Source organism: Absiella sp. AM29-15 (assembly GCF_003434225.1).
In the GTDB taxonomy this organism is placed as follows: Bacteria; Bacillota_I; Bacilli_A; order Erysipelotrichales; family Erysipelotrichaceae; genus Hoskinsella; species Hoskinsella hominis.
In genome coordinates, this window is the sequence record NZ_QVFL01000017.1 from 18,542 (window position 1) to 36,273 (window position 17,732).

At 36.1% G+C, this 17,732-nt stretch carries 19 protein-coding genes; 12 read left to right on the top strand and 7 right to left on the bottom strand.

All coding sequences use genetic code 11. The features are described from left to right. Positions 1–117 precede the first annotated feature (117 nt). The 4 genes from DW761_RS15840 to fba all read left to right on the top strand — a co-directional run bounded on the left by DW761_RS15840 (position 118) and on the right by fba (position 3,515). Positions 118–510 (top strand): DUF1934 domain-containing protein, encoded by a 393-nt coding sequence (locus tag DW761_RS15840; protein ID WP_233509411.1) that lies wholly within the window; start codon positions 118–120, stop codon positions 508–510. After that, complete coding sequence (argS, locus tag DW761_RS15845; protein ID WP_117454044.1) at positions 507–2,150, top strand: arginine--tRNA ligase; 1,644 nt, start codon at positions 507–509, stop codon at positions 2,148–2,150. Before DW761_RS15840 ends, argS begins: the two co-directional genes overlap by 4 nt. 16 nt (positions 2,151–2,166) lie before the next feature. After that, positions 2,167–2,496: a DNA-directed RNA polymerase subunit delta gene (gene rpoE, locus DW761_RS15850; protein WP_117454043.1), complete on the top strand. Its 330-nt coding sequence runs from the start codon at positions 2,167–2,169 to the stop codon at positions 2,494–2,496. A 149-nt stretch (positions 2,497–2,645) separates the two neighbouring features. After that, complete coding sequence (fba, locus tag DW761_RS15855) at positions 2,646–3,515, top strand: class II fructose-1,6-bisphosphate aldolase (RefSeq protein ID WP_117454042.1); 870 nt, start codon at positions 2,646–2,648, stop codon at positions 3,513–3,515. Between the two features lie 74 nt (positions 3,516–3,589). On the opposite strand, the gene DW761_RS15860 is transcribed toward fba, so the two are convergent. The 6 genes from DW761_RS15860 to DW761_RS15885 form a co-directional block, all read right to left on the bottom strand. Then, a complete protein-coding gene (locus tag DW761_RS15860; protein WP_117518717.1) occupies positions 3,590–4,927 on the bottom strand; it encodes a hypothetical protein in 1,338 nt (445 codons plus the stop codon). Position 4,928: 1 nt separating this feature from the next. Continuing rightward, positions 4,929–5,273 carry a hypothetical protein gene (locus DW761_RS15865; protein ID WP_117518718.1) on the bottom strand — a complete coding sequence of 115 codons (345 nt, stop codon included), beginning with the start codon at positions 5,271–5,273 and terminating at the stop codon, positions 4,929–4,931. Positions 5,274–5,510: 237 nt separating this feature from the next. Continuing rightward, positions 5,511–6,146, bottom strand: a complete 636-nt coding sequence (locus DW761_RS15870; RefSeq protein WP_117454039.1) for an RpiB/LacA/LacB family sugar-phosphate isomerase — start codon at positions 6,144–6,146, stop codon at positions 5,511–5,513. 15 nt (positions 6,147–6,161) lie between these two features. Then, entirely contained in the window at positions 6,162–6,971 is an 810-nt protein-coding gene (locus DW761_RS15875; RefSeq protein WP_199485646.1) for a gluconate 5-dehydrogenase, read from the bottom strand. A gap of 10 nt (positions 6,972–6,981) precedes the next feature. Next, positions 6,982–8,001, bottom strand: a complete 1,020-nt coding sequence (locus tag DW761_RS15880; RefSeq protein ID WP_117518719.1) for a sugar kinase — start codon at positions 7,999–8,001, stop codon at positions 6,982–6,984. Between the two features lies 1 nt (position 8,002). Next, entirely contained in the window at positions 8,003–8,986 is a 984-nt protein-coding gene (locus tag DW761_RS15885; RefSeq protein WP_117518720.1) for a bifunctional 4-hydroxy-2-oxoglutarate aldolase/2-dehydro-3-deoxy-phosphogluconate aldolase, read from the bottom strand. A 297-nt stretch (positions 8,987–9,283) separates the two neighbouring features. Between DW761_RS15885 and DW761_RS15890 the strand changes: the two genes are divergently transcribed. The 8 genes from DW761_RS15890 (at position 9,284) to DW761_RS15925 (ending at position 16,925) form a co-directional block, all read left to right on the top strand. After that, positions 9,284–10,474: a glycoside hydrolase family 88 protein gene (locus DW761_RS15890; protein ID WP_117518721.1), complete on the top strand. Its 1,191-nt coding sequence runs from the start codon at positions 9,284–9,286 to the stop codon at positions 10,472–10,474. A gap of 12 nt (positions 10,475–10,486) precedes the next feature. Beyond that, positions 10,487–10,978 (top strand): PTS sugar transporter subunit IIB, encoded by a 492-nt coding sequence (locus tag DW761_RS15895; RefSeq protein WP_117454035.1) that lies wholly within the window; start codon positions 10,487–10,489, stop codon positions 10,976–10,978. A gap of 18 nt (positions 10,979–10,996) precedes the next feature. Next, entirely contained in the window at positions 10,997–11,788 is a 792-nt protein-coding gene (locus DW761_RS15900) for a PTS mannose/fructose/sorbose/N-acetylgalactosamine transporter subunit IIC (protein WP_117454034.1), read from the top strand. Beyond that, positions 11,775–12,596, top strand: coding sequence for a PTS system mannose/fructose/sorbose family transporter subunit IID (locus DW761_RS15905; protein ID WP_117518722.1), 822 nt, complete (start codon positions 11,775–11,777; stop codon positions 12,594–12,596). The genes DW761_RS15900 and DW761_RS15905 overlap by 14 nt, the downstream gene beginning before the upstream one ends. A 218-nt stretch (positions 12,597–12,814) precedes the next feature. Then, positions 12,815–14,776, top strand: coding sequence for an alginate lyase family protein (locus DW761_RS15910; protein ID WP_117518723.1), 1,962 nt, complete (start codon positions 12,815–12,817; stop codon positions 14,774–14,776). Between the two features lie 62 nt (positions 14,777–14,838). Continuing rightward, positions 14,839–15,504, top strand: coding sequence for an HAD family hydrolase (locus DW761_RS15915; RefSeq protein WP_117518780.1), 666 nt, complete (start codon positions 14,839–14,841; stop codon positions 15,502–15,504). Between the two features lie 63 nt (positions 15,505–15,567). Next, positions 15,568–16,569, top strand: coding sequence for a LacI family DNA-binding transcriptional regulator (locus tag DW761_RS15920; protein ID WP_117454030.1), 1,002 nt, complete (start codon positions 15,568–15,570; stop codon positions 16,567–16,569). Positions 16,570–16,658: 89 nt separating this feature from the next. After that, on the top strand, positions 16,659–16,925 hold the full coding sequence (locus tag DW761_RS15925; protein WP_117454028.1) for a hypothetical protein: 267 nt from the start codon (positions 16,659–16,661) through the stop codon (positions 16,923–16,925). A gap of 18 nt (positions 16,926–16,943) precedes the next feature. Here DW761_RS15925 and DW761_RS15930 read toward each other — a convergent pair whose 3' ends face one another. Continuing rightward, positions 16,944–17,654, bottom strand: coding sequence for a VanZ family protein (locus DW761_RS15930; RefSeq protein WP_158552253.1), 711 nt, complete (start codon positions 17,652–17,654; stop codon positions 16,944–16,946). Positions 17,655–17,732: the final 78 nt, after the last annotated feature.

The window sequence follows — 17,732 nt, forward strand, 5'->3', positions numbered from 1 at the left end:
TATAAGGAAAGAAAACAGGCGAAAAAACCGAAAACCAAAAGTTTTTAATCTTTTTGACTAAAAAAGGTTGCATGAATATAAAATTCTGCTATAATGCTCATGATAAGTGGTGAGAACATGAAGAAACATCTTACAGTGAAACAAAAGCATCGATACACAAATGAGAAAAATCTGATGTTTGAAGGCCATGTAAATTTAGTGAAAAAAGGGTCTTCTCTGTGTATGGAATATGTGGAAAAGGATGGGGTAGCATCTGTGAATATTGTCGCAGATGATGAAGGACTTCGTATTGAACGAAAAGGTGAAGTCATTTCAAATCTGCATTTCCAAATGAATGAGAAAACCTGCGGAAGTGTACTGTCAGAATTTGGCACGATTGACTTGGAAATTTATACGTATAAATATATAAGGAAAGATAACATCATCGCATTGGAATATGATATCCTCAGCGGTGGTGAAGTGACAGATGGCTACCGGATTTTATGGATATTGAAGGAGGATCAGGCATGAACCAGATCGAGATGAGTTTAAAGCATGCGTTGAAGGATGCTGTATCAAAAGCGTTTGGACAAGAATTGCAAGAAGACAATATCGTGATTGAAATTCCAAAGGATAAAAGCCATGGAGATTACTCAACTAATGTTGCCATGCAGTTAACAAGAATTTTGAAAAACAACCCAAGAAAGATTGCGGAAGGTATTATGGAAGCACTTGATAAAGATGCTGCGGATATCGAAAGCTGTGAAATTGCAGGACCTGGTTTTATCAACTTTAAAATCAAAAATACATCTTTGGCAAAGATTATTGAAACAGTCTTGGCACAGGGTGATAATTTTGGTCATAATGATACAGGTCATAACATAAAAGTGAATGTGGAATATGTATCCGCAAATCCTACTGGCGACTTGCATCTTGGACATGCCAGAGGTGCAGCATGGGGTGATAGCATTACCCGTTTGATGAAGGCAAGTGGCTATGATGTATGCCGTGAGTATTATGTAAATGATGCAGGTAATCAGATTATCAATCTTGGTAAATCTTTGCAGGCAAGATATCGTGAACACATGGGACTTGACTTTGTATTGCCTGAAGATGGATACCATGGAGAAGATGTAAAAAAGATTGCCATTGAATTAGCGGAAACATATAAAGATACTTATGTAGAAGAAAATGAAGAGAACTTAAAGTTCTTTAAAGAAAAAGGTATTGAGTTTGAATTGAATAAAATCAAACGTGACTTAGATTACTTCCGTGTACACTTTGATGTATGGAGTAGTGAACAAAAGATTCGTGATGATGGTAAAGTAGAAGCGGCTTTAAAGGTGCTGGATGAAAAAGGCATGACTTATGAAAAAGATGGGGCTTTATGGTTTGCGACTACTAAGTTTAACGATGATAAAGATCGTGTATTAAGAAAAACAGATGGTTCTTACACATATCTTGTACCAGATATCGCTTATCATAAAGATAAACTGGATCGTGGTTTTGATATGTTGGTAGATTTGCTTGGCGCAGATCACCATGGATATATTCCTCGTTTGAAGGCAAGTATTGAAGCATTGGGTAATGATCCTGATAAGTTACAGGTAGACATTATTCAGATGGTTCGTCTTGTGGAAAACGGTGAAGAAGTGAAGATGAGTAAGCGTTTAGGAAATGCGGTTACGATTCGTGAGTTATGTGATGAAGTAGGTGTAGATGCTGTACGTTACTTCTTTGTTCAGCGTGCCGTTGATACACACTTTGATTTCGATTTAGGCTTAGCAAGAAAACAGAGTAATGACAACCCTGTGTACTATGCACAATATGCACACGCAAGAATGTGTTCTATCCTGCGTCAGGCACCTGAAATGAAAGAAGCAGAAAACTTTGATTTATTAACACATGAAAAAGAAATCGCATTGATGAAGTACATCAATGAATTTACAAATGTAGTGGCAGATGCCGCAAAAACACGTTCGCCTCATAAGGTATGTAATTACATTCAGAAACTTGCAGCTTATTTCCACAGTTTCTACAATGCATGTAAAGTCATTGATATGGAACATGAAGAATTGAGTGCACAAAGACTGGCACTGTTAAAGGCCACAAAAATCACGCTGAAAAACGCCTTGGAACTGATCGGTGTAGAAGCTATTGAAAAAATGTAGGAGGATTTAGTTTAACATGAAAAAAGCAATGATCGATGTCGCATATGAACAGTTATCCACAAAGAAAAAACCGGTAACTTTTATTAAGCTGTGGGAAGAAATCTGTCAGATTATGGGATTTACACAGGCACAGGAAGAAGATAATATTGCACAATTCTATAGTGATTTATCTTTAGATGATCGTTTTGTATGTGTAGGGGAAAACAAATGGGATTTAAGAGAACGTCACACATATAACGAAGTTGTTGTGGATACAAGTGAAATTCTGATTGACGAAGATGAAGATGATACAGATAGTCATGAAGATGATATCCCACCATTAAAAACTACAGAAGAAGATTATTAATATGAAGGCACATCATAAATGGTGTGCTTTTTCTATGTGTATGCGCTTAAATCGTGGAAACAAGTGAAATAAATAACAATAACCCTTTTCAAAAAGGGAAAAATGAAGTAGAATAAGAGTGTAAATTGAAATCAAGGAGGAATATACTTATGGCATTAGTTTCAGCAAAAGACATGATTGAAAAAGCTCATGCAGGTCATTATGCAATTGGAGCATTCAACATTAACAACATGGAATGGATCAAATCTATTTTATTGGCAGCAGAAGAAGCAAAATCACCTGTTATGTTAGGTGTTTCTGAAGGTGCTGGTAAATACATGTGTGGATTTGAAAACGTAGTAGCAATGGTAAAAGGAATCCACGATTACTTAGGAATCACAGTTCCAGTTGCTTTACACTTAGACCACGGTTCTTACGAAGGAGCAAAAGCTTGTATCGAAGCTGGTTTCACTTCTGTAATGTTCGATGGTTCTCACTATGCATTTGAAGAAAACTTAGAAAAATCTAAAGAAATGATCGCTTTAGCTCACTCTAAAGGTATTTCTATCGAATGTGAAGTTGGTGGCATCGGTGGTGAAGAAGACGGTGTTGCTTCTATGGGTGAATTAGCTGATCCTCAGGAATGTAAGACAATCGCTGAATTAGGCGTTGACTTCTTAGCTGCTGGTATCGGTAATATCCACGGTAAATATCCTGCTGACTGGGCTGGATTAAACTTTGATCGTTTAGGAGAAATCCAGAACGTTACAAATGGTAAACCATTAGTATTACACGGTGGTTCAGGAATCCCTGCAGATCAGATTGCAAAAGCTATTTCTTTAGGTGTATCTAAAATCAACGTTAACACAGAACTTCAGTTAGAATTTGCTGCTGCTACACGTAAATACATCGAAGAAGGTAAAGATCAGCAAGGTAAAGGTTATGACCCTCGTAAACTGTTAAAACCAGGTGCTGATGCAATCCAGGCAAAAGTTGTTGCTATGATGAATCAGTTCGGTTCTGCTGGAAAAGCTGAATAAGAATGACAAATAGGCGGTATGTTCAACATATCGTCTTTTTTTGTTTAAAAAAATCTGTGAGTATATCACAGATTTTAGTAACAATCCATACCAGACAGCTTAAATTCCATAAGTGCCTGTTTGTAAGAATAATTTTTAATAAATTCAAAATCTAAAGCTTTTAATGTCTTATCATCAACACTTTCAACATCTATATCGATATCAATGATTAATGATGATCCAACAACATAAATATCAGTATACAAACCATCTTCATCACCAGTTAAACCAAATTGGCTTAATATCTGGGAGCTTACCATATCTAATTGACTTTCATCAAGAAGGTTTGGATCAGTACCTAATTGTTCTTTGTCGATATCGATTGATAAAAGCATACCAGTAATCTTATCGTTTTTGCCGGATAAGGAAACATATAACATCATTTCCTTTTGATCAATGGAACATGTTTTATATTGGTAATCATCATCTCCATAAGAATAAAGATTATCTGTATCAGAATCATCATCAGTATCATTATAGCCATAATCATTATTTCCATAAGGGGAATATAAGGAATCATTTGGCAATAGATTTTTATCTAAATCATTTACCGTTGGTTGTAGTCCAATGAATAATAAAATACTAAAAGCTAATCCTAATGCCACTGAAATAGATACAATTATCGTTTTCATAATATCTTTTCTATGAGAGGAAACTGCTTGTTTAAGAAAAGATGCATAATCATCTGATATACAGGAAATATATAAAGCAGTTGCTTCTTTTTGTATATCTGAGATCCACTGATCAGTCTTGTAATTACGTTTTTCTAACTCGGATAAACGACAATATTTCTTCAACAGAGCTTTTTTACATAAGGCTTCTTGTCCGTGTTCTACCATTGCTTTTATTTCGCTATATGGACGATGACAGTTTGGGCAGGTTTCACCTATACGATGGATATTTCCACAGGCACATATGTAATAAGTTTCCTGAATGGATGGCATCATCGTAATATCCATTTGTTGTAATAATAGTGCATTTCTTTCCTGGTTACATTGTTCATCTGTTAATGTGATTTTTATATCTTCTTTCACAAAAGGATATGTTTTTCCATCCATTTGATACGATGTGATTTCTAAAGAGATATCGGATAAGTCATCTTCCACAGGAATCAGACAGCCTTTTAAATAAGGCTGATAGTTATGCTTGATTTTATGAAATTCTTTAACAGAAACCGTTTTTGTTTGATCACCTTGCTGTATTTGAAAGTTTACTTCCTCCAAATGCATGTATTTGTTTCTACAGTACAGGTAAACTTTTAAGTAATGCCCATTCTGTGCTATATGTTCATAACGATAAAGCCAGATCAGATTATCAGGATGATAAGAACGGTTCCTATATAAGTCTAATAGAAACTGATAGCGATATTTCATATTAGAACTCCAGTTTGTCTGTTTGATTATTTAATGTGCCATCATCATAAAGCTTTTTGTATAAGTCCTGTAGTAATGCATATTGTTTTTCCTGTACCTGTACCATATTTCCATAAGCATATGTTTTTAGGAATGCGATATATGCAAAGAATAAAATCATAACGATATAAACAGCCGCAATGAACAGAACCATCATGCCGGTACCTGTATCTCCATCAGCAATGATACCCATTCCACCAAAGATGCCAAATAGTGCAACAAGCACTAAGAAAATGTAAAAGGTAATTCTACCAAACTTTTTAAGTTTTTCTCCACAATCGTTTCCAGTAATATTTTTTAATTTCATATTCTTCTCCTCCTTCATTCCTTTAGGAATGTCAATATATAGTATATCATAAAAATAGTAATGTTTTAAAAAAGTAAAGCTTTTTGTAAAAAAGACTTTTGTACAGGTCATTTTGTAAAGATTTTGATAGTTATTTCTGAATTTATAGTAAAAAACATGGAGAATTCTCCATGTTTTTTAAAAGGGTATTTGTTCATGTTTACAAGAGAGCGGGAAGTATAGATACTTCCTTATATATTATGATAAGCTTTTTAAATATGCAGCAATTTCTTCATCTTTGCAATTTGGGTAGAAGTATTCTGCAAAGTGTTTGCCAGCAATCGTTTCTTTTAAGAAATCCTGATCAATTTCTTTTAGAACCTGAAGCAGTGGTTTATAAGTAATTGCCTTTACGCTGTCTAAAATCTTTTTATTGCGTTGCTCTGGCTCGCGTCTTTCTTTTGGATAACCTCCACCAAATGGTTCAGAGAATAGTTTGGCAAATGTATCATGCAGATTGATTTCTGCGCCCCAGCCGAAGTTCTGCGCAAATGGCATAGCAATGCAGTTGCCATCATTTACCTGTCCAAATAAATACGCATCTAATGGATTAGCGATACGTCCGCAGATGACATTTGGAAAAGAGTTACAGGCAAGCATTGCGCCCTGTCCTGTTCCACATCCTGTGACAACAAAGTCTGCAGCACCGCTTGTTAAAAGGATACTTGCTAAAAGACCGTTTTTCACATATGTTAATTGTACTTCATCTTCAGCAGTGTACATACCATAATTAAATACAGTATGACCTGCTTTTTCTGCTTCTTCTTTTAATACTTCATAGATTTGTGCGTTTTTCGCAGCTTGTGAGTTTTCATTGATTAAAGCGATTTTCATATTACACATTCCTCCTTATTGTGGTTGTTTACCGATATAGGCTAAGATACCGCCATCTACATATAAAATATGGCCATTGACAAAGTTACTGGCATCACTTGCCAAAAATACTGCAGGTCCCATCAAGTCAACCGGTGTTCCCCAGCGTGCAGCTGGTGTTTTTGATACAATAAACTGATCAAAAGGATGTCGACTTCCATCGGGTTGTTTTTCTCTTAATGGTGCAGTCTGCGGTGTGGCGATGTAACCTGGACCTATAGCATTACACTGGATATTGGCTTCTCCATATTCACTACAGATATTTTTTGTCAACATCTTTAAGCCGCCTTTGGCTGCTGCATAGGCACTGACTGTTTCACGTCCTAGTTCACTCATCATACTGCAGATATTGATGATTTTTCCATGACCTTTTTTTATCATAGAAGGCAATACGGCTTTAGATACGATAAATGGGGCATTTAAGTCTACATCAATAACACTTCTAAAATCTTCAGCACTCATATCCAGCATAGGGATACGTTTGATAATTCCGGCATTGTTTACCAGAATATCAATTGTACCAACTTCTTCTTCGATTTGTTTTACCATTGCTTGTACAGCTTTTTCATCTGTAACATCGCATACATAACCTTTAGCAGGAATTCCTGCTTCTTGATATGCAAGCATGGCTTTATCTACAGAAGCCTGTCGACTGGTGTTGAAAACGATGGTTGCTCCTGCTTTGTGATAAGCAGTGGCAATCGCAAAACCTATACCATAAGCAGCACCGGTAATAAGTGCTACTTTGCCTTTTAAGGAAAAGGCATCCATTGTGAATTCTTCCATGATTTTCCTCCTATCGCTGTACTCTGCCTGAGCCATCGCCATTGGCTAGATTTTCTACTTCTTTTACACTGACTCGGTTATAATCACCTTCAATACTGTGTTTTAAACAGCTTGCCGCTACCGCAAATTCAATCGTATCCTGCGGCTTTTTCTTCATAAGCATCGCATAGATCAAACCTGCACCAAAGGAATCTCCTCCACCGACACGATCAACGATGTGTACAGGGTATTTCTTTGAGAAATAGGCTTCATCATTTGTATATAGCATCGCTGCCCAGTTGTTGTCTGATGCAGAAATACTTTCACGTAAGGTGATGGCTACAGCTTTACATCCAAAACGATGAATTAACTGTTTCGCAACATCGATATATCCTTCGTGATTCAACTGACCACTTGTGATATCCGTATTGCTTGCCTTGATGCCAAATACTTTTTCTGCATCTTCTTCATTGGCGATACATACATCCACATATTGCATTAGCTCACCCATGACTTGTCCTGCTTTTTCACTTGTCCATAATTTCTTACGGAAATTTAAATCACAGGAAATCATGACGCCTTCTTCTTTTGCGGCTTTACATGCCTCTAATGTGATAGCGGAAAGTGTATCGCTTAATGCTGGTGTGATCCCAGTAAAATGAAACCAGTCTGCACCTTCAAATATTTCAGACCAGTTGAAATCTTCTGGTATTGCTTCTGCAATGGCAGAATGTGCACGATCATAAATGACCTGTGATGCACGTTGACTAGCACCTTTCTCCAAATAATAGATACCAACACGATCCCCACCACGAGTAATCATAGAAGTATCGACACCATATTTTCTTAAATCATTCACAGCACACTGTCCAATATCATGCGTTGGCAGTTTTGTGATAAAAGCTGCATCCAAGCCATAATTAGCAAGTGATACTGCGACATTGGCTTCTCCACCACCAAAGGTTGCCTCAAAGTCATTTGCTTGTGAAAAACGATAATAGCCATGTGGTGCTAATCGCAGCATGATTTCTCCAAAAGTGATAACTTTCATGTTATACCTCCATTTTTACATCAGGATTGATTAGGTGAATGCCAAATCCGGCAATCTCCATATCCAGATAAACAAAGTTAATCAAATGCGTTTTCTTGTTTCTTGTGATGCTGTCTTCAACAAAGTGGATACCCTGTTTTGCTAATTGATACATGGCACGTTGTGGATATGGGGTATAAATACCAATGTGGCCGTTTTCTCCTCTGCCTTTGTTGTGCAATACTTCAAAACCAACGCCGGCAAAGTTAGATTTCGGCTTTTTATAATATGTGAAATGAAACAGATCACATAACTGTTTTGCAGTCGCAAGAGATGCTTCTTCGTTTTCACTGTTGATACCAATATGAATCAGTTGATAATCCAGCATATGTTTTACTGCTTCTTTACATAATGCTTCAATACCATCCCAGTCTTTTGCGTTTACTAGATCATTTGGCAGCATGAAGCTTCCACCAATCGCAGATACATTAGGTAAAGATAAATACTCATGCATGTTATTCATATTAATACCGCCAGTCGGCATAAAGCTTAATTCCTGATAAGGACCGCTGAAATCTTTAATCTTCTTAGCACCGCCACTACTCTGGGCAGGAAAGAATTTTAAATCTTTTAGGCCATAAGACATGGCTAATTCTACTTCACTTGCACTGGATACACCTGGATAGACATCGATATCGTGATCAATACACCAGGCAACAACTTTTTCATTAAAGCCTGGAGAAACGATAAAGGCTGCACCAGCATCCACCGCTTCCTGTGCTTGTTCAACACTTAATACAGTGCCTGCACCGACCAACATATCGGGTAATGCCTGATGAATGGTTTGGATTGCGTATTTGGCATGTTCACTGCGGAAAGTGATTTCCGCAACATCCAGTCCTCCGTTATATAATGCCTGAGCTAAAGGCAGCGCATCTTCTTTTGCCATGATTTTCACGACAGGCACAATACCAATCTGTGAAATTCGTTCCATATGTTTATTCATGAAATCCCTGCTTTCTTTTACGTATGTCTAGTACGCAGTTTACTTTTATCTATAGTAAACCAGTTCACTAACAGTATAATTTGGTAAACCGATTTTGTCAATAGTTTTCGTCAATAAACTAAAACATGGCAATAACGTGATAATTATATAAGAAAGCATAGGAAAAGGTAGAAAATAAATAAAAAAATTTTATAGAAAAAGATTGACATGGAAGCACTTTCCACTTATAATGTAAACGTCTAGTAAACCAGTTTACTTTAAACAACAGATTCACTTGAATCAGGAGGTAACAAACGTATGGTAAGAAAGGTGAATATCGAAGAAATTAAAAAACGCGAAGAATTTCTCAATACACCAGCAATGACGAAAGATGAATTAAACAAAGCGATGAAGGAATGTATCCTGCAGGTTGATCTGAACATGGAATACTTCAAAGATAAATTTCCTTATTCTGCGACAAAACAACAGACGTATCCAATCATAGAAAATATTGAATGGACAGATGGATTCTGGACAGGAATGCTTTGGCTGGCATATGAATATACACATGAGGAAAAATATCGTACACTTGCAGACCGTAATGTGGAAAGCTTTCTACATCGTGTAGAAAATCGAATTGAATTAGATCATCATGATTTAGGATTCCTTTATTCTTTATCCTGTGTGGCTGGTTATAAATTAACTGGCAATGAACATGCAAAGCGTGCTGGTATACTGGCAGCTGACAAGCTGATGGAACGCTGGCAGGAAAAAGGTGGATTCTTACAGGCATGGGGTCCATTAGACAGTAAAGAACATTATCGTTTTATCATCGACTGTATGTTAAACATTCCATTATTGTATTGGGCAAGTGAAACAACTGGTGATGAGAAATACGCAAAAATTGCACAACGACACTTTGAAACAAGCTGTCAATATGTGATTCGTGATGATGCCAGTGCTTATCATACCTTCTATATGAATCCTGAAACAGGTGGTCCTGATCATGGCGCAACTCGTCAGGGATATAGTGATGACAGCTCCTGGGCCAGAGGACAGGCATGGGGTATCTATGGTATTCCTTTAAATATCCGTTATACAAAACAGTTGGAATATTGCGATATATACAAAGGAATGACGAATTATTTCTTAAATCGTTTACCAGAAGATAACGTATGTTATTGGGATCTGATATTTACAGATGATCCTGATCAATCTAGAGATTCCAGTGCTGCTGCCATTGCAGTATGTGGTATGTTGGAAATGGATCATAACTTATCCGATGAAGATCCATATAAAAAAGTATACCAGGGAGCAAGTGCTAATATCTTGCGTTCTTTGATGAAACATTATACATGTAAACAACATAAACAGGGTGATCCGATTCTTTATCATGGTGTTTATTCATGGCACAGTGGAAAAGGTGTGGATGAAGGTAATATCTGGGGAGATTACTTCTATATGGAAGCCTTAATAAGACAGTTAAAAGAATGGAACCCATATTGGTAAGGAGGAATGATTATGAGTACACCAAATATTTTAATGACAAGAATTGATGAACGTTTAGTACATGGACAAGGACAGCTTTGGGTAAAATCCATTGGTGCCAATACGGTAATTGTCGCAAATGATGAAACTGCAAATGATGCGATGTCACAAACATTAATGAAAACTGTTGTGCCAAAGGAAATCGCAATGCGTTTTTATCCTGTACAGAAAGTCATTGACATTATACATAAAGCAAATCCTGCACAATCCATCTTTATTATTGTGAAAGATTGTAAAGATGCACTTCGTCTGGTAGAAGGAGGCGTACCGATTCATGAAATCAATATCGGTAATATCCATAACAGCGAAGGTAAAGAAAAAGTAACACGTTCTATTTTCCTTGGAAAAGAGGATAAAGATGCTTTACGTACAATGATTGAAAAATACAATGTAACATTTAACACCAAAACCACGCCAAGTGGCAATGATGGAAGTATACAGGTAGATATTAAAAATTATTTATAAGAAAGGTGAGGTAACCAAATGGATATTACAATTATTCAGGCCATATTGATTGGCCTTTGGACAGCATTCTGTTATGCAGGTATGCTGTGGGGAATTTATACAAACAGAGCTATCGTTTTAAGCTTTGGTGTGGGTGTGATTTTAGGCAATATTCCAATCGCATTAGAGTGTGGAGCAATTGCGGAATTAGCATTTATGGGATTTGGCGTTGGTGCCGGTGGTACAGTTCCACCAAATCCAATCGGTCCGGGCATCATTGGTACTTTGATGGCGATTACAATGCCAGGAGATGTTACTCCTGAAAGTGCATTATCTTTATCACTTCCATTTGCTGTCGCAATTCAGTTCTTACAGACAGCGATCTATACCGTACGTGCAGGAGCTCCGGAAGGTGCTGCGAATTCATTAAAGAAACATAACTTCAAAGCATTTAAGAGAGGCGCAAATATGACCGTATGGCTGTTTGCTATCGTAGGATTTATCTTAGGCTTCTTAGGTGCATTCAGTATGGATACCTTAAGCAACCTAGTTGCACTTGTACCAAAGTGGCTATTAGATGGTTTAACAGTTGCCGGTGGTATGCTTCCAGCAATTGGTTTTGCGATGATTATGAGTGTTATGTTGAAAAAAGAATTTATCCCATTTGCTTTATTAGGATATATTTTAGCCGGATTCTTAAAACTGCCAGTTATTGGTATCGCACTTGTTGGTGCAGTATTCGCATTAAAACACTATAATGAAACAGAAAAAGCAGCAGCAAATCCTGCTGGTGCCCCAACACAGGAGGTAGAACACGATGACTGGATCTAATAAATTAACAAAAAGAGATTATACCGTCACAACCTTACGTGCATTCTTCTTACAGAATGGTTTTAACTATAGTAACTATCAAGGTTTAGGGTATGCTCTTGTCATGTATCCTGCATTAAAAAAGTTATATGGAAATGATGCAGACAAGTTCGCAGAAGAATTGAATAATAACTGTGAATTTTATAACACAAACCCTAACTTCTTGCCATTTATTACATCTATTCACTTAGCAATGGCAGAGAGTGGTATGGAATATGAGGAAATTCGTGGTATCAAAATGGCCTTGATGGGTCCACTTGCTGGTATTGGTGATTCCTTATCACAGTTCTGTATCGCCCCATTATTCTCTACAATCTTTGCCTCAATGGCAATGGATCATATTACAGCTGCACCAATTTTATTCCTGTTAGCAGAAAATATTGTCTTACTGGCAATTAAACTGGTCATGGGTGGTTATGGTAGAAAACTTGGTACTACCATGATTGATAAGCTTTCAGAAAAAATGGGTGTAATATCAGATGCTGCCAGCATGATTGGTGTTACCGTAATTGCGGGCTTAGCCGCAACATTTGTTAAAATGAATGTAGCAATCACATTTGCTTCCAATCAGGCAGCAGTAGAAGGAAAAACGCAGTCTGTTGTAGATATTCAGGCAATGCTTGATAAAGTAGCTCCTGCATTACTACCAGTTTTATATACCTTGTTGATGTATTATCTTATCAAGAAAAAAGGTGTAACAACGTATGTACTGGTATTGATTACTGTTGTGATAGGTATTGCATTTAGCTTACTTGGTATCTTGAAATAAAGAATATAAGGGGAATATCGTGTTCCCCTTTTTTTGTCAGAAAGGAGAAGTTCAATATGATAGAAACATATTTTCACTAGGGAATGATACAATAGGAAATGATACAAGTAATATTTAGTATATTAGAAGTAGAAATTTAGATGATTTTTACATAAAAATACAGAGATGAAGACTACTTCTTGTAAGTAGTTTTCACGCATAAGAAAGGATTCACGAAAATGGATATCAAGTATTGTAAAAAACAATTAGAAGCTTTGATTGCGTATAAACAAATTTCACATATCAAAGATTATATCACAAAACAAGACGAGGAATTGATCATAAAACAAGCTGATGAATTGCTTCAACAAGTCTTCACATTTGATAAACCATGGGATATGGAGCGTTGTAAAATACCATATTCATTTGAAAAAATGGATTGGAATGCACAACGAAATGATGATGAAGAATGGTGCTTCATGTTAAATCGGATGGATTATTTAAACTATTTGATGTTGGCAGGATATCTTAAAGATGATAAAAAATATATTGAAAAAGGGAAAGCATTGATGTTTGACTGGATAGATGCACATCAAAAAATGGAGCCATCTTGCAGTACAAGAACCTTAGATACGGGCATTCGCATCATGAATTTCATGGAAACTCTTCCTTATATATATAGGGCGGGCATATTAAGCGATATAGAGCTGGAAAAAATCCTCTCTCATATCGACCAGCAAATTCAATATTTAAAAGATCACTACCTGACAAAGTATACCCTTAGCAACTGGGGAAGTATTCAGACATGTGCCATTATTTCTACAATACCACTTTATCTTTCGAACTATTGTGAGAATGAGATATACAAGTGGGCACGTAGGGAAATTGAAACACAGTTTGGTATTCAGGTTTATGATGATGGTATGCAATGGGAACAATCTACCATGTATCATGTTGAAGTATTGAACTATGGAATGAAGGCATTGTTTTATGATCGTTTCTATCATAATGAAAAATTGCCTGTTTTGAAACATCAAGTAGAAAAGCTGGCAGATGCATTATTTTATCAGGCAACTTTTGATTTCCATATTGAAACATTTGGTGATAGTGATCGTGCATGCATAAAAGATGTCATGACAAGAGCAGCCACTTTATATCAAAATGGTGTATGGAAATATGGCGGGTATCCTCAATATGATTTAGAAAGCTTATATACCTTTGGGGTAACAGAGGCCATCCAATATCAGAAGCTGTCAGTCATTGAACCAGTAAAACGGATTTTTGATGGAGAAGACAGTGGCATGTATACAATTCGCAGTGATTGGTCAACGCAAGCAAGTTTTACGATGTTTACCAATGGTTCACTGGGAAGTGGACATGGACATAGCGATAATTTACATGTATCTATTTATCATCAGGGTGTGCCGGTTTTGATTGATCCGGGCAGATATACATATCGTGAAGATCATCCATTACGGGTAATATTGAAATCCATGCCTTCCCATAATAGTGTGATTGTAGATAACAAACCATCTTGTATTCCATCCGATAGCTGGTGCTATCAAGATTTTGGCATTCCTGGGAAAAACTATGTACGTCATGTTGATCACATGCATTATTTGGAGGGAAATTTATTCAGTCATGATCCTTTACAGATATGGACAAGAAAGCTTATTGTGATTGATCCTTCGATTTGGATAATTGTAGATGAGGTAAAAGAAGATGGGCAACATCAGATAGAAAGTTATTTTCATATAGATCCAAATATGAAAGCAGAAATACAAGAGAATCGTATCATACTGCAAGGAGAAACAAAGCTGTGTATGTATACCAAAGGCGAAAAAGAAATAGAAACTAAGCCATGCTCTCTGCGCTATAATGAACTATTGCCACATGATGTCATTACATTAAAAGATACCTTCACTAATCAATATCAAAATATCACCATACTATGTGCTACAGATATTCAAGTAACACCAGTAGATATCTATCAAAATCAGGATACGCCAATGTCAAAAGATATCGCATGTGCTTATCGCTTTACGATGAGCGAAGATGAGTCTTATACTGTCGCAATCTTTCATAAAGAAATATTTAAAGGAAAGAAAATCTGTTATTGTGAGAATATGCCATTTCATGCGAAATGTGTTGTCATACATCAACATGGGAATCATAAAAAACTTATACGACTACGTGCATAAACCACTGTTTAGCATAAGTAAAACCTGTTATAATTAAGGAGAAAAAGAAAGTGGGATGTATTATGGAAAAAGGATTATTATTTGATTTTAACGGGACAATGTTTTTTGACAGCCCGAAACATAAAATTGCATGGGATGTGTTTTCAGAAAAGTATCGTGGAAAACCAATCAGTGATGATGAAATGGATCATATGCATGGACAAACCAATGCACAGATTATAAAAGTATTAATGGGAGAAATGAGTGATGAAGAAAGTGAAAAGCTTTCTAAGGATAAAGAAGCGTTATATCGAGAAATATGCCTTCAACAGCCAGAAAGTTTTCATTTAGCACCAGGACTAACAGAAGTATTGGATCAATTAAAAATGATGCAGGTGCCGATGACAATCTGTACTGCATCCATTAAGGAAAATGTAGATTTCTTTGTGTCTTCTTTTCATCTTGATAAGTGGTTTGATGTGAATAACATCATTTATGACGATGGTACACACAGCAATAAAATCAGTATGTTTGAAGATGGAGCGAAACGTATCAATGTTCCATTATCAAATTGTATGATTGTGGAAGATTCTTTATCCGGTATTGCATTTGCACATGCATGTCATGTGGAAAAGATTGTCGCAATCACAACCGCAGATAAAATAGAAGAATATAAAAATATGCCTGGTGTAGATGAAGTCATTCAGGATTATTACCAATTTGATCTATCTTTTTTTCAAAATAAGTAAACAGGTTTGCTAAAAATAAGAGTGCTATGTTACAATTAAGTAGATAAAGAGGTTAGATACGGTATGAGTGAAAAAATAACAATTAAGGAAATTGCATGTAGAGCGCAAACATCAAAGACGACAGTATCATTTTATCTGAACGGAAGAACTGATAAAATGTCAGAAGAAACAAGACAGAGAATCGCAAAGGTAATCGAAGAAACCAATTACCGGCCAAGTGTGGCAGCGCGTTTGTTAAACGCAAAGGAAACAAAACTGATTGGAGTTATCATTGGGGATATAACCAATAGTTTTGCGAATCAGATTGTTAAGGGTATTGATGATATTGCCAGAGAAAAGCGATATCAATTAATTGTAGGAAATAGCAACTATATTTTGGAGAACGAGGAAGATTATGTCAACCGTATGCTGGCAATGGGAGTAGATGGCTTTATTGTTCAGCCATCCAGTAAATTTGATCAGCTTGTGGATAAAATAAAAAACGAAGGAAAAGAAGTTGTTTTTATTGATTCACAGGTTTCCATGGATCGTGAAAAATGGGTAAAAACCAATAATTATGAAGCCGTTCTGGAAGCAAGTGAAATGCTAATGGAAAAAGGATATGATGAATATATCATGATTACTGCAGATCCAAGTGTACTAAGTACTAGAAAAGAGAGAGCGACAGGATTTATTGATGCATTACAGTTAAAAGGGAAACAATGCATCACCCATGTCGTTGATGGAGATGTAGAAAGTGAAGCGTTGACAGAAATGTTAAATAAAGAATTGAAATTTGGTACCCGTACCTTGATTTTTGTGGTAAACTGCTTCTTATTGCCAAGGGTATATGTCGCTTTGAAAAATTACCGTAATCTTATGCCTCATACCATAGGATTAATAGGTTTTGATAATACAGAATGGAGTAATTTTTCATCACCAACCGTTACCACTATTGTCCAGCCAGCATATGATGAGGGACATCAGGCCGCAAAGATATTGATTGATTCTTTAGAAGGCAAACATGAGGAAGCACCAAATCAAATCTTAAAATGCAATGTGAACTGGTGTGAATCCACCAATTAACCGTTATTGAATAAATAGCGGTTTTTTCTATTGCTTTTTCATAATAACGTTCTATAATAAAAGTAATAAAAAGACAGGAGGCATACAAGATGCAGTGGAGTGATTATAAAGAAACAAAACATCATAAACGCATGGGTGTAGGCGTATTGGATCATACTTATGTGATCACAGAACAGAAGGCAGCAGGTATGGATACGTATTTCTATCCAATATCTAAAGAAGAGCATGACAGCTTTGATGATTGGAAAGATGATGAAGCAAAGATTCAAAGCTTGTATGAAACAGAACCTATTTACATTGGATATTATTTAACAAATGAAATGCGTAAATATGAGAAAAAATCCCATAGAGTATAATCGCTCTGTGGGATTTTTTTATCCGATAATATGTTGAATCTTATAAGGTTTCATCATTCTTTTACAAACAGGGATCTTTAACACAAAATAGAAACAAGAAGCACCTGTCATATTTAATATAAAATCATCGATATCCAGTGTTCCTGATAAAGTAAATAACTGAAGCACTTCAACAGAAATAATGATGAGTGCCATACTGATCAAAAACTTTTTAGGTTTCTGCATGGATGGAAACAATTTTGGCAAAAAGAATGCAAATGGCATAAAGGCTGCCAGGTTTCCTAATAGATTTACATTGGCAACATAACTTAATTCAATCTGATATGCATTTAACATCAAATTAATGGTTTTAAATGGAATCAGATTAGTACTGTATTCCCATTGCAGCATCAGATTATAAATATAATTGCCATCAAAGATATTATGATTCTGTCTTGCAAATTCACTAGCGAAAAATAACATATATCCAAGCTGTAAAATGTAATATAGAAATAGGATGACCCAGAAGATATGATATATTTTTTGTCGCTGATTTTCATCATGGCTTCGATGAGCAATCAAAATACTGGCAATTCCTAGAGGGATGACAAAGGCGACAGCACATAACAGCCGACCTTTGATATTTAATGAATAATTAGGATCGATTCCAGCATATAAACTAAAAGCACAAGATAAAACGGCAATCAATGCGCAAATTCTTATGGCGATGGATGAACAAGTTTTGCTCATAAAGGTCCTCCTTTCTGACATGGGTTGTATGTATAATTTTAACAGGAATTACGCGTAAGATTCTTACTTTTTCCTTAA